This window comes from Bacillus solimangrovi (assembly GCF_001742425.1).
In the GTDB taxonomy this organism is placed as follows: Bacteria; Bacillota; Bacilli; order Bacillales; family Bacillaceae_N; genus Bacillus_AV; species Bacillus_AV solimangrovi.
In genome coordinates this window covers 46,332-60,614 of record NZ_MJEH01000006.1, presented here as the reverse complement: position 1 = coordinate 60,614, position 14,283 = coordinate 46,332, and the positions used below count along the sequence as shown (strand labels likewise).

At 32.7% G+C, this 14,283-nt stretch carries 11 protein-coding genes and 1 pseudogene; 2 read left to right on the top strand and 10 right to left on the bottom strand.

Going from position 1 to position 14,283, the window contains the following annotated elements; translation table 11 throughout:
• Window positions 1–14 precede the first annotated feature (14 nt).
• From BFG57_RS02965 to BFG57_RS02945, 5 genes and pseudogenes are all read right to left on the bottom strand, one after another.
• Window positions 15–1,538 (bottom strand): long-chain-fatty-acid--CoA ligase, encoded by a 1,524-nt coding sequence (locus BFG57_RS02965; protein ID WP_069715980.1) that lies wholly within the window; start codon window positions 1,536–1,538, stop codon window positions 15–17.
• A 171-nt stretch (window positions 1,539–1,709) separates the two neighbouring features.
• Window positions 1,710–3,728 (bottom strand): sigma-54-dependent Fis family transcriptional regulator, encoded by a 2,019-nt coding sequence (locus tag BFG57_RS02960; protein WP_083249035.1) that lies wholly within the window; start codon window positions 3,726–3,728, stop codon window positions 1,710–1,712.
• Window positions 3,729–4,035: 307 nt separating this feature from the next.
• Window positions 4,036–4,230 (bottom strand): annotated as a pseudogene (locus BFG57_RS02955) (hypothetical protein); the annotation flags it as partial.
• Window positions 4,231–4,683: 453 nt separating this feature from the next.
• Window positions 4,684–5,223, bottom strand: coding sequence for a hypothetical protein (locus BFG57_RS02950; RefSeq protein ID WP_069715977.1), 540 nt, complete (start codon window positions 5,221–5,223; stop codon window positions 4,684–4,686).
• A gap of 354 nt (window positions 5,224–5,577) precedes the next feature.
• Window positions 5,578–6,750, bottom strand: coding sequence for a copper amine oxidase N-terminal domain-containing protein (locus tag BFG57_RS02945; protein WP_069715976.1), 1,173 nt, complete (start codon window positions 6,748–6,750; stop codon window positions 5,578–5,580).
• 365 nt (window positions 6,751–7,115) lie between these two features.
• On the opposite strand from BFG57_RS02945, the gene BFG57_RS02940 reads away from it, so the two are divergent.
• Both BFG57_RS02940 and BFG57_RS02935 read left to right on the top strand, forming a co-directional pair.
• On the top strand, window positions 7,116–8,078 hold the full coding sequence (locus tag BFG57_RS02940) for an ABC transporter substrate-binding protein (RefSeq protein WP_069715975.1): 963 nt from the start codon (window positions 7,116–7,118) through the stop codon (window positions 8,076–8,078).
• A gap of 354 nt (window positions 8,079–8,432) precedes the next feature.
• On the top strand, window positions 8,433–9,050 hold the full coding sequence (locus BFG57_RS02935) for a hypothetical protein (RefSeq protein WP_069715974.1): 618 nt from the start codon (window positions 8,433–8,435) through the stop codon (window positions 9,048–9,050).
• Between the two features lie 309 nt (window positions 9,051–9,359).
• Here BFG57_RS02935 and BFG57_RS02930 read toward each other — a convergent pair whose 3' ends face one another.
• The 5 genes from BFG57_RS02930 to BFG57_RS02910 form a co-directional block, all read right to left on the bottom strand.
• Window positions 9,360–10,445, bottom strand: coding sequence for a sensor histidine kinase (locus BFG57_RS02930; RefSeq protein WP_175428257.1), 1,086 nt, complete (start codon window positions 10,443–10,445; stop codon window positions 9,360–9,362).
• Entirely contained in the window at window positions 10,438–11,133 is a 696-nt protein-coding gene (locus tag BFG57_RS02925) for a response regulator transcription factor (protein WP_069715972.1), read from the bottom strand. Before BFG57_RS02925 ends, BFG57_RS02930 begins: the two co-directional genes overlap by 8 nt.
• A gap of 679 nt (window positions 11,134–11,812) precedes the next feature.
• A complete protein-coding gene (locus tag BFG57_RS02920) occupies window positions 11,813–12,580 on the bottom strand; it encodes a 3-hydroxyacyl-CoA dehydrogenase (protein ID WP_069715971.1) in 768 nt (255 codons plus the stop codon).
• Between the two features lie 193 nt (window positions 12,581–12,773).
• On the bottom strand, window positions 12,774–13,340 hold the full coding sequence (locus BFG57_RS02915) for a DUF5366 family protein (protein ID WP_069715970.1): 567 nt from the start codon (window positions 13,338–13,340) through the stop codon (window positions 12,774–12,776).
• A gap of 242 nt (window positions 13,341–13,582) precedes the next feature.
• Window positions 13,583–14,122, bottom strand: coding sequence for a DUF420 domain-containing protein (locus BFG57_RS02910; RefSeq protein WP_069715969.1), 540 nt, complete (start codon window positions 14,120–14,122; stop codon window positions 13,583–13,585).
• Window positions 14,123–14,283: the final 161 nt, after the last annotated feature.

Sequence of the window (14,283 nt, the reverse complement as noted above, 5' to 3'; positions counted from 1 at the left end):
CGCTTACATTTTTTTTATGATTCAATCTTTTTAAATTGATTACGAAGCTTATATTTTAAGGTTTTCCCTGATGCATTTCGTGGTAATTGCTCCATCATCATTACTTTTTTCGGAATCTTATATCCTGCTAACTTTTCTCTACAAAAATCGAGAAGTTCTTGCTCATTTATAATTTCACCCTTTTTAGGAACAACAATTGCTGTTACAATCTCTCCCCAAATTTCATGAGGTGTACCAACTACTGCTACTTCTAAAACTTGTGGATGCTCATACATCACTTGCTCTACCTCAATCGAGTAGATATTTTCCCCACCAGAAATAATCATATCTTTCTTACGGTCAACAAGTGTGATATGGCCTTCTTCATCAACCTTAGCCAAATCTCCAGTGTAGAGCCAACCTTCGCGTATTGCCTGTTTTGTTTCTTCTGGCTTATTATAATATCCCTTCATGATTGTTTCTCCACGGAGTAGAAACTCTCCTACCTCTCCTACCTCCACATCTTGACCTAACTCATTAACAACCCTTGCTTCAGTAAGAAAAAATGGCTTACCGCCTTTGCCGATATGATTCTTATGACCTTCAGGACCTAAACCAATTCCACCCGGTCCTGCCTCCGTTAATCCACATAAGTTGAAGAAACGATCTGTTTCAAATAACTGCATGCTTTGACGCACAATCTCTGGAGCCATTGGAGCTGCACCATATCCACAACGAACAATAGAAGATACATCATAATCATCTACATTTGGAACTTGTAATAAGAAATTATACATTGCTGGTACACCAAAAAAGTGTGTGATTTTGTATTTCTCAATTGCTTCTAATGTTGTTTCAGGACGAAACTCTCGATGTATGACATGTGAAGCACCTAATATAACACCTGTTACGAGAAAAAGATTCAACTGAGCTGAATGAAACAAAGGGGCAATGTGTAAAAATCGGTCATCTTTATTAATGCCCATGCTTGTGATCATCGTTAAATTTACATTAAAGATACGTCTATGATCAAAAAGTGCACCTTTAGGTCTACCAGTTGTACCAGACGTATAAAGAATTTCAAGATCATCTGTTTCTAGAACATGGACTTCTGGATCTTGATCATTTGTAGAAAGGACATAATGATACGCAAGATGTCGGTCATTTTCTGGCTCACCAATTGTAATAATTGAACGAACATTTGTATTTTCTGTTGCCTTTGGAAATAACTCCTCAAATTCATTATCACAAATTACTAATACACTCTCTGATTGTTGAAGAATGTAATTCACTTCGATAGCTGTAAGACGAAAGTTAACAGGTACAACAACAGCTCCAATTTTCGCAGCAGCAAAATAGGAAAAAACAAAGAAATCGGAATTCTTCATCATCAAGGCTACCTTATCGCCCTTTTGAATGTCTAAATTCAAAAGACCGTTAGCTAAGCGATTAACTTGCTTATTGAAATCACAATAATTATAATTTCGATCTTCACACGTAATGGCTAACTTAGACGGATTATTACGTGCAGTTTGTTCTAATAATGAACCAATATCCAACTTACAAACCCCTCTCTATATAAAAAAATTATTATTTCTTCTTTATTTCAATGCAAGTATTATGCCAATTTTCAGTTATTTTAACATTACAGTTTGCCTTCACTCAAAAAATTATGTTGTCTAAAATGCATACATTAATAAACAACAACGTACGTTATATGGACACCGTACTTATAATCCATATTTCTTAAGCTTTTCATATAAACCAGACCGGCTAATTCCTAACAATTTTGCTGCTTTTGATTTATTGTCATCAGCTTCTGCTAACGCAATCTTAATTGCTGATAGCTCTGCACTTTCTGCAAGTGCAAGTTTCGGTTCTTTATTTTCTGGAACTACATGTACTTTCTCAATCATATAATCTGGCAAGTCTTCAATTTGGATCTTTCCAAATTCAGAAAATGTCATGGCACGTTCTAGAACATTTCTTAACTCCCGTATATTTCCTGGCCATTCATAACACATTAACAATCTCTTTGCATGATCATCAATACCCGTAATACTCGTTCCTATCAGACGATTTAACTCTTTCATTATAGTATTAATTAATATCTCAACATCAGCTATACGCTTTCGTAATGGAGGAATTTGAAGTGAGATTACATTTAAACGATAGTATAAGTCCTCTCGAAATTCACCATTCCTCACCATCTCTTCAAGGGAGCGATTCGTTGCAGCTATGATTCTTACATCAACATGAACTCGTTCTGTACTTCCTACACGATAAAATTCTCCCTCTTGTAACACTCTTAATAACTTTGCTTGTAGAGATAATGACATATCTCCAATCTCATCCAAAAATAACGTTCCACCATTAGCCATATCGAATTTCCCAAACGTACGCTTTTGTCGTGCACCGGTAAAAGCTCCTGCTTCATACCCAAAAAACTCTGATTCTAGTAAATGCTCTGGAATTGCAGCGCAGTTGACAATAACAAAGTTTTCATCTTTTCGTGTACTACTATTGTGAATAGCATGTGCAAAGAGTTCTTTTCCAGTACCGCTTTCACCTCTAATTAAAACTGTAGAACGACCTTTTGCTGCCTTAGCAGCGCTCTTCTTCAACTTTTTCGTATATGGGTCTTGTGTAATAATTTCATCCCAAGAAAAACGGGCTGTCTCTGCTTGCTTAACATTATTAGATTGCGAACGTTCAAGCTTCTTAAATAATGCATTTACTTCGTTTAATTGACGAAAGGTTATTTTACCTAAAACACCAATCACTTCTTCACCTTGAAGAACAGGAATGCGATTCACAATATATTTAATCCCATTTATCTCCATGAAATCACTTAAATCTGCCTCTCCACTCTTCAATACCACTGTTAAATTTAACTGAGGAAACACTTCTTCAACATTTTTTCCAAGAATGTCTTCCTTAACTACATTAAACAACTTAAGCAGTGGAGGACTCACCATCGTAATTTTCTTCTTCTGATCGATCATAAGAATCCCATCATATGCATGGTCGATAGCTGTTTCAAGTGTACTATGTAGATTTTTTACCGTTTCTAACTCCTGAGCAATCATTTCAACTTCTGATCTGTCTTGAAAGAGAGCTATAACACCTTTTTTTCCTTGTACAGTTCGATAATGTGATAGCCGCAATATAAACTGTTCTTCCCTAATTTTTATATCTTTCATATGTGCCTTTGATGTATCAATTTTCTCAAATATCTTTGTAAACTCATATCCAAGCATATCTTCCTTATGCAGACCAACCATTTCACTTATTCGGTCGTTTACATAGACAATTTGATTCGCTCCATCTGCCATCACTGCACCAAGATGGGAAGTGTTCATGATTGTTTCAATCTGTTCTTTGAGAGAATTCGTTTCATTCAATAATGCTGTTACCATATCTGTCTTAGTAAATAAACCAATTACTTTATCTGCTTCATTTATAACAACACCTGTACCAACCTTACTGCCTCTAACAATTTTCTCAACAACCTCATACGGTGTATGTAATGGCATTACAGCCACATTTCTTTTCAAATAGTGACCAACTTCTTCTGTTAAGGACACTCCATCTAAAATCGCTTCATATAATTCACTTCTCGTAAAAACACCTGCTAAGTAACCGTCACCACCAATAACTGGAATGACATTCCATTTTCTTTCCTTCATAATTTTTATTACCTCAGCAAGACTTGTCCGTTCATCAACTGTTCGCTCTACCGCTGTCATTATATCTTGTAATAAGAGCAATAGATCACCTTCTTACGTATTATTATGTTCCTATTATAGCGCATAACAATCGACTTTTAGTAATTAATGTAAATTAATCGATTGATTTATGAATAATGAACATGTTGTATAAACCATAAGACTGGAATATAGTTTGCAATACGAGAAGTTTGTCCCAAATCCCTGCTTAAATTATGAATTAATTAAATAATTGCATAAAAAACTAATACTCATTACGGAGAACAACAGTCACCATAATGAGCATTTAAAATCATTCTTAAAAAAACCACATTTAACTTGTTAACATCTACTGTGGATAGAACATTTCATTAACTTCCCATGATTCAACAATATTATGAGCCACACTTGGATGGCAACCCATCCCAATTAAATAAGCTATAGCTGCTACTTCTCTTAATGCGTGAATATACGATGTCTTCTTCGCTTCATGTAATCCATATTGCACCCACGGTTCTACTGCTGATAAAACTGTCTGTTTTAATTGATAATGATGCTGATTCATTTGATAAGGGTAGTGCATTTCTTTCTCCCTCCTAGATGTTATTCTGACAAAGACAAGTGAAACCATCTTCTTATACACAAATTATCCTATGTATGGACGCTTGCCTATGTTCTCTTGAATTTCTTTTCATCAACTAAACTGACATTGGACTATCAACACTTAATTAAGTGATATTCTTAGGAGTTGTAGGACTTGATACATTACTAATATCGTTTTTTATTTTCTTATACACAATTACTTTTTCCTTAATACGATTAGGCTTACTTTTAAATATCAAAAGAGTACTGCACAATATCGGTTGCTAAATATTAGTTTTACCCAAAAGAAAAACACCTCCGAATAAGTACTTTTATTAAGTCCATCATTTCGAAGGTGTTTTATATTAGATTGTCTATTTAGGTAAATATACGTTCAAATCAATCACGATTATTTTTAGTTAGAACCATTATCTACGATAACATTAGGGATTTCACCCTTTTCAGCCCAAAGTAAATCAAAGAATTTATCCTCTCTTGCATCAACGTTTATATGAACATCTATATAAGTTTGGTGTACAAATAAAAGAGAGTTAATATCTTCATACGATGTTAGTTCTTCGCCTGTCTCCATGTTATAGATTTTATCAGTATTCACGTCAATTTTGATCGTTAATAATTTATTGACATACTCTCCTGTTTCAGCATTGTAGAAGAAACCAAGTCCAGTCTTATCATCGATGTAATCGAAATTATTTTCTACGTACGCGAGTTCTTGCATTAAATCACTAAATGCTGTTGATGATTTTAAATCTTTGTTCATGTCAATCTCTGCTAATTGTTTGTTTATTTCTAGAATTTGCGTCATTTCTTTCGATTGCTGTTGAATTTCTTGTGAAGCAACCTCCGTTGCAACATTCGCCTCAACCATGCCTGCCAACCCTAAACTTGATGCTAATAATCCTCCTGCAAGCCCAAAAGCTAATACTTTTTTCATAGTAAATCGTCTCCTTCTTTGATGTATAGTTTTTTTGTTGCTCAAATAATATGATAGATGGAAATACTTAAGAAACTTTAAAGAAAAACTAAATGTTGATTAAAGAAAACCTTAACGATAAAGGCATGCATTTAATATAGAAGAAAACAATATATATTAATCATTCATCATACCAGCTACAACTTCCACATAATAATACGCCCACATATCACACTGTAAGAAGATTAACCAAACTCTTCTTCACAAATTAATTCTGTGTTATTCGATTTGATTTTTTTCCAAAACGTCAAAAAAGTCTTGACTTAATAGCCAAAACCCTTTTGAAAGAACTGAAGTCAAAATAACTCAATATCTTCACTTATCTTCTTTTAGATATTTTTCATACTTCTTTACATACCAATTTTCTTCCTCTATTAACCAATTTTCATCAAAAGGTAAATTTTTCGTTTCTTCGATTAATCTATAATAAGCTTGGCTTTCAAGAAGTTCCTCTACAGAATTATATCCATTTAAATGATTTGCTGCTAGTTTCTCGATTGCTTCTTCATAAGTTTGCCCACGAGATGGGAATTCTTCATTTTGATATCTAGTTGCATAGTATAGGTCACCGTAAAGTTCTAATCCTACTTCCTCAAAAGTTTTTCCTGTTGTGTCAATGCTATAATCAGTTAAATACAATTTTCTATATAACATCACCCAAGGGTCTCCTGCTATGTTGTATTTGTCTTGGTCTGCAATTATTTTATCTGCTTTAATTTTTGCCTGTTTTAGTTCACTCTCTGATGCTGTTGATGGATCACCAACCAAACTCAATGCATAAGGACCGTATTTAGCATATAAATCTTTATCTGCTACTACCCATTCGTCATTGAAACCATCACCTTCTACTTTAAATTTCATACCGTCAGACACATCCATGCTGTTTATCACTGCGAGTGAATCTGTCATCAAGTCAATGAAATTGTAATCCTTATATTGAATTTGATCAAAATCATCATAAGTTTTTGCCTTTACAATCGTATTTGCCTTTACATTAGTTTTTGTTGAAGGCAAATTAGATGATACAATCTCTACTCGTTTTGCACTTCCATTCCATTTCACTTCAGATCCTAATGCTTCACTTACGAATCGAAGTGGAACATATGTTGAACCTTGAAAAATTTCTCCAGGTTGAGAAAGTTTAACTGATGCTCCATTCACCTTAGCTGTCTGTTGTCCAATAATTAATTTAATGTCTTCTTCGTCTTTCTTTGCATACACTGTTTTCGTCTTACTATCCCATTCTACTTCAGCACCCAAAGCAGTAAATATACCTCTTAATGGAACAACTACACTACCGTTTATCATTAATGGAGATTGTTCAAATTGTTGTTTAGTTTGATTAATCGTGACTGTTATTCCCTTTTCCGCAGCAGAGACTTTAACAGCTTCATTACTCTCTCCAATTAACAAACTGCTTGATATTATTCCTCCTACTAAAACAGTAGTAAAGGTTGTATTTTTTACTAGTTTTTTAATATTGTTCATTACTAATTCCCTCCTTATTTCAGTAACTATAGTGTACATCTTTGATTAACGTTATTTTTTAAATTAACCTAAAGCTTTCTTAAGAAATACTAAAGAAATGAAAGAGGTTTGTAATAAGAATGACTTCATGTCTTAATAAAGCAACGGTATAAAACATCGTTGCTATCGTATACATAAACTTTTAAAATGTTGAATTGATAAAAGATTTGATGCTTGTTTTGTATTAACTATTAATAAGAAGATTGATGGCATAGTGCTACATATAAATTCTTTCTTTATAGTATCTTGATATTTTTTTTATATTTTCTTAAGAAAATAAACGTAGTATTTATCTCGAAGATAATAAACTTCTTGGAGGTATTTAAATGAAACGTATATTTCTTTTAGCACTTGCAGTTATATTTGTTTTAACAGGCTGCAATGCGCAATCAGCAAAAGAAAGCAATAACTTTGAAAATAGTGAATCACAAAGTCAACATCAAAAAGAAAACGAAGGCAATGAGAACCTTAATAAGGATGAACTAATCGTTGGTATAGAGAAAGCGAACAAACCATTCGCATATTTAAATGAGGAAGGAGAGTTAGTCGGTATAGACGTAGATACTATGGAGGCTATTGCTGACCATCAAGGATTAATGATTGAATTTAAACCTCTTGTATTTACCGACCTCATTCCTTCATTACAAAACGGAGAGATCGATATTGCTATTTCTGGAACATCATTAACTGTATCGGATAAGACAAAAGAACAGGTTGATTTTACTGCACCAGACGTGTATTTAACTACGATGAATATAAAAGCCGCAGTACAAGAAAATAGTCCTATTAATAATATTGAAGATTTAAAAGAAGGGGATGTAATTGTTGTTAAGGAAGGGAGTATTGCTGCAGATGTAGCTCAACTCCTTTCAGAACGTTTTGGAGCAGAGGTTCGATTGTATGATACAGAAGAGGAAGTATTATTAGATCTTAAAAATGGAAATGCTCAAATGTCATTTCTCAATGCATTTGCAGTCCGAGCGATCATGTTTGAAAATGCAGACTATGAAATAAGACTCTTAGCCGATGATTCTTATAAATACACTGATGAAGTTATGGGAACATCTGGAATGACTATACCTACTCAATCAATCGCAGTTAAAAAGGGAGACACTCAATTATTAGACCAATTAAATGAAGGATTAAGACAAGGAAATAAACAGGGGAAAAATAAAATATTCAAGAAAATTTTCGACAATTATGTTATGGATATATCAGATATGACTCCAGAAGAATTGGAATTATTAATAAAAATTGACCCATATTGGGCTGATTATATAGAAGAATAAGCATTTAGCATTTGATGATAATGATGTAGAAAGTTTTTACGAAAAAATATATTGGAATGAAAAATAGTTGACATTTAGATACAAAAGATACCCAATTCTACACATACTAAACAGGGTATCTTTTGTATGAATACTACGTTAAGGTAAGTGATCCCAATTTCGAGTCGTGCTTATTTCCTTATTATCTTTTTACGTTTATAAGAGTAACTGTTGAAGAAATATACATACTTATATATATGGAATTATTATAGGAACTAGTTTACCATGCACCTACGTCCTTAAATGATCCAACAATGATTTAATTAATTTAAGCATTAAGAAATTGTTTCATCTGTAGAAGGAGAGGCATTACTTATGAAAGTATTACCTTTAGTACTTACCGTTGGGATATTATTTTCTGGAATTGGAATAGCCACTAGTCTAGTAAGTAGAGATGATAATCAAATAGATCGGGATCAAGCACAAGTAGCTCTTAGAGAAGCTTTAGCCTCTGATCCTAAAGTTATGATTGAAGTTATTATGAAACAAAGAGATGCATTGAGAACCCCTAATTCTAAAAGTATTGATGAACTATTAAAGAACAAAAATGAAGAAAAACTTAAATATTTGGAAGAATTGAAAATTTCTAATCCTGAACACTATGATTTTGAAATTGCTCTTATAGAACTTCAATATAATTATGACTATTCAATGATTGATGGAAGAACAGGTATAGGGTTCTTTCATATCGAAGAAACAAATGAATATTTAAATAAGCTCGGCACCCTTGAGTGGGATATTAGAACAGGTAAGATATCAGATGCTTTAACAGGTGAAGAATTAACTTCTGCTATAGAAATAAGCAGACGCCTTTCATTTCAACATCCATATAAAGTTGTAGGCGATGTTTATCTATTTGACCAACCAGAAAAATTAGGAAAGCTACTAAAAGAAGAATATGGTAAAATAGAACCAAATATTGAAACCGACTAGTATTAACCAACAAATAATGTGTAACTTTTATCAGTGGGAGATTTCTTTCATCCTCCACTGATGGTTAGTTGAACCAATAAGGTAAATTACCACAGGGGTATGATCATGGCCCTCTTCCACTTAAACTTCGTTGATTCTCATAAGTTTTGAAGTGGGAGTCTCAGCGTCAATTGAAAAGTAAGAAAATAAAACAAAGTGGAAAGATAAAGTAAAAAATAACTTGAGATGTTTAATGAAGATATACAACCCAAATCATATAAGACAGATTAGAGGTAAGTATCGGATAATTCCACTATTATTAGATTGGAATTATTCATTACTTACCTCTTTTAATGGTAATTTTACTTGGAACACTGTTTCAACATCGTCACTAAAAGCGATAATTTCTCCGTGATGTGAGTTTACAATTCCTTTCGCAATAGCTAACCCTAAGCCACTTCCTCCAGTTTTGTCTGAACGAGATTCTTCAACGCGAAATAACCTATCAAAAATATAAGGAAGTGCATAAGAAGGGATCTTATCTCCATAATTCTTAACTTTAACTGTACAAAACTCAGCTTCTTTTTCAATTATGACATCAATTTTATGACCTGATTTTCCATACTTAATCGCATTTGAAATCAAATTCTCAAATACTCTCATAAGCTTATCTGGATCAGCAGTAATCAACATTTCTTTATCTCGATAATTAATCTCCAAATCCATATTTGAACGTCTTAATGGAAGAGAATACTCAGTTGCAAGCTGCTGAAATAACTCAATTAAATTAAACGTAGTATAATGAAGTTTAATGTCTTTATTACTTACTTTTGAGAATTCAAACAGATCATTCACCATTCTGTTTAACCTCAGTGACTTCTCATAAGCAATGTCAATGTAATACATTAATTCTACTTCATCCTTAAATTTATTATCCTGTATTAAGTCCATATAACCGATAATTGATGTTAAAGGTGTTCTTAAATCATGTGAAACATTACTTATTAGTTCATTTTTCAAACTAATCGCACTTTTCTCTTTTTCAATCAAAACTGAAAGCTGTTTATTCATTTGATTAATGTAAGTAATAATCTGATTTCTATTTATATTTAATTCTTCATCAAAATTTTCTTTTGCTAATTTGTCTACTGCTAGCCTAATATTATTTAATTGAAACTTGTCATAAATAATTGTGAAAATTAATGAATAGAAAACAAAGAGAATCATTATACTTACAGAAATACTTTCAGTCGTTAAAACAAACTTTAAGTACTTGAAAATATCAGTATATCTCCATTCAGGTTGTGCGTTTATTATCCACTCTACAATTTGAAATAGTACAAATATAGTAAGAACTGCTAAGAGCGCGCTAACTACATACTTTAGAGCCCCAAAGTACTTCTCTAATCTATTCATCATCGATTTTATACCCTACTCCCCAAATCGTTTTAATAATCTTATGCCCTAGTGCCCTTTCTAACTTTTCTCGAAGATTACTCATATGAACCATTACAGTATTATTCGAACTGTAATATCGCTCTTTCCAAACCATTTGAAACAAATTCTCTGAGCTAAATACTTTCCCTCGATTTGTTGCTAAAACATATAGAATCTCAAACTCTTTTGCAGTTAATTGAATGAGTTGGTTATTTGCCTTAACTGTATGTACTTTTTTATTTATCTCAAGTCCACTGATTTGTATAACTTCATCATTCTGAGCCATATTTTTATCTTGATATCGATATGCTCGTCTCATTAGCGTCTTTACTCGAGCTACTAATTCTAAAGGGTTAAAAGGTTTTGTCAAATAGTCGTCTGCACCCACTGTTAACCCTGTTATTTTATCTATATCTTCTGACTTTGCGCTTAACATGAGAATTGGTATGTGATGGTTTTCTCTTAGATCTCTAATTACTTCTATTCCAGTTTTTTTAGGCATCATATTATCTATAATAATTAAATGAAATTCTTCCTTTTTAAAAATATCAATGGCTTCTTCCCCATTAAATGCTTTAAAAACCTTAAACCCTTCATTTTCCAAATAAATATGAATTAAATTGACGATTTCTTTATCGTCATCGACGACAAGAATATGCTCCATAATAGCTATCTCCTTTTCCAGTAAAACATTGGTTTCCTATGAAATTTTGCAAAGTTGAAATTAGCCCAGTCAAGCGGATTCACTAAAACAATGGCATATTCACCTATTCAATCTAAGTACATATAGTTTTTACATAAATATCATAATTATAAAAGCTGTGAAATTTTAGTATACAAAAAGAGTAATTATATTTTTATCTTTTCGAATTTTTTTAAATTCAATCATTAAGTATGAGGAAATGCATTATAAGAACATATAAGATAACGATAATGAAACTTTATAAATTTTTCTCAAGAATGAATCCTCTTGTTAAAGAAATTCTTCTAATATTAAACCTTAATATTACTTTGTTCTAAAGGTGTTATTCCCGAGTCAGCATGATCGAGGCTATGGATATCTAAAAAACTATCCTCATACAAAAAATCATACAATTTCCCTCTAAAGAAACATTTAATAAAAACTAAAGAAAAAATAAAGAACAGCTATCGAAATTAACATAAACCTCTCATCAATCATTTCTAAGTAATGAATTAGCATCAGTTAGTTCCAAATCCGTCCACATAAAAAAGTCGATTTCCATTGGGGAATCGACTTTTTTACCGTAAAATATTAGCTATATAGAGATAATCGCATCATTATAGTTATATTTCTCACCTATATTTGTCTACACTTACTCATTATCTTACTTCGGTTGCATCCGTATCGCACCATCAAGGCGTATTACTTCACCATTTAACATTGGATTTTCGACAATACTCTTAACTAAATGTGCATATTCTTGTGGATAACCTAGACGTTTTGGGAACGGTGTCATCGCACCGAGCGCAACTTTAGCTGCTTCAGGTAATGTATCAAACATTGGCGTATGAAATAGACCAGGTGCGATCGTCATCACACGTACACCAAATGATGCATACTCACGAGCAATTGGCAAAGTCATACCTACGATGCCACCTTTTGAAGCACTGTATGCAGCTTGACCGATTTGGCCATCATATGCTGCTACTGATGCGGTATTTACAATAACACCACGCTCACCTTCTTTATTCGGCTCATTTTGTTGCATCACATGTCCCGCCAAGCGAATTACATTAAATGTACCTGTCAAATTAACGTGTAAAACTTTCGAAAAAGCATCTAAACCATGTGTGCCTTTTCGACCAATTACTTTTTGTGCTATCGCAATGCCTGCACAGTTTACAACTGCATTCACCATGCCGAACTTATCGATTGCTTCTGATAATGCATATTGGACACTTTCTTCACTTGTCACATCTGTTTTAATAAAAAGTGCTTGGTCACCCAATTCTGCTTCTAATGCCTTCCCTCTCTCCTCAGCTAAATCTGCCACGATTGCCTTTCCTCCATTAGCAACAACGTTACGCACTGTAGCTTCACCAAGACCTGAAGCTCCTCCTGTTACAAAAGCAATACATTTACTCATTTCCATCTTTATTCCCCCTATTTCATTTATGATGCACATCCTTATATATGCAAAGATTGTGCCAATTAGAAAAGAGATTATGTAGTCTTCTACAAAAAGGAACTGTCTATTTTTTAGACACTATTGAATCATTTTTAGTCATATCAAAATGAAAGAAGTCATTTCCTTTTTAATATATAAAGGAATGACTTCTGTAAAATTATATTGGCAAACTCTCTAACACGAGCCTGTATATCCGCAAAGTGAAGTAACCTACACCTAATACAAATATTAACAAACTTAATGTGTTAGCAAAGATAAACCCTATCAATGGAAGCAATGTAAAGTGTTCAATCATTCGATATACAAGAAAAACAAAATAAACAAAAGTCGTTACGAAGAAAATCATACATACAATAAGTAACGATTGTGAAACGACCATTGAAAGAACAGCGCCTATTAAATAAATAAACCTGCCTTCTTCCATATGCCTATCTTGCTCAATATGTTTCTCATCCGCAAAGAGTAGACACGAAAATTGTACTAGTGTTGTAAAGATAATCTTTAATCCGCTTAAAAGAAAGAAAAAACATAACATGATTCCAAAAAAGAGTAAAAATCGTAAGTTATTGAAAGAAAATAACTCTATCAAAGCTTGAAGAATACCTAAGCTTTGAAGTGAATCAATCACCTTATTCTGAGTGCTAATTGCAAATGAAGCACTCAATAAAACAATTGATAATAATGGAAAATAGCATGTATAATGAGAATTCTTAATCCCTGGCAAAACTATACCCCTCTTTAACTATCAATTTCTTCAACTATCTTATAACCATATCCATATTGTTTTTTTAAATCTACTTCAACATTAACCACTAAAAAAGTTTAAAGCTTACTAACCCTTCAAATTGCAAGAACAAATACAAATACAAATACAAATACAAATACATGATAATTCTATCATTTAAGTTATTTTTTGTAATCTATACACATTAAAAAGGTGCCGAATTATCGACACCTTTTTTTGAATTAATAATATGGAGAAATCATGAGATAAACAAGAACCCCTGTCATACTTACGTATAACCACATTGGCATCGTAATCTTAGCAATTTTTCGATGCTTTTCTGTTTGCTTATTTATTCCACGTGCTACAGACGTTAAAACAAGCGGCACGATTACTATTGATAATAAGATGTGAGAAATTAATATAAAGTAATATACATACTTTATAACACCTTCTCCTCCAAAATGTGTAGATTCAGCTAACGCATGATACGTTACATACGAAACTAAGAAGATCGCTGTTGTACTTAATGCAGCAAAAACAAAACGTGTGTGGCTTTTTATATTTTTTTTCTTAATTGAAACAAGTGCTGCCACTAAAAATACAAACGTAAAACTATTCATCACCGCATTCAAAAAAGGTAAAAAGGTTAAATCAACATCACCTAGACCATTATATTTCGGCATAAAGAATAGGATCGCGACTAATGAATTAATTGCGATTGTAAGTATAACAATAATTGGTGTGAAATTCCGTTGTTTCACCGTATGTTGTTGTTCCATTTTCTTTCTCCTCCTTTTTACTACGAATCACTGAATAACTGTATCAAAAGCATGTCCAAATATTTCTGCCTTTATATCGACAATGATAGCGCGAAAGATATACAGTTCTTATTGTACAATGTAATGTCAAAAGAACAAAGGTGTAACTTTCAAACATTTTG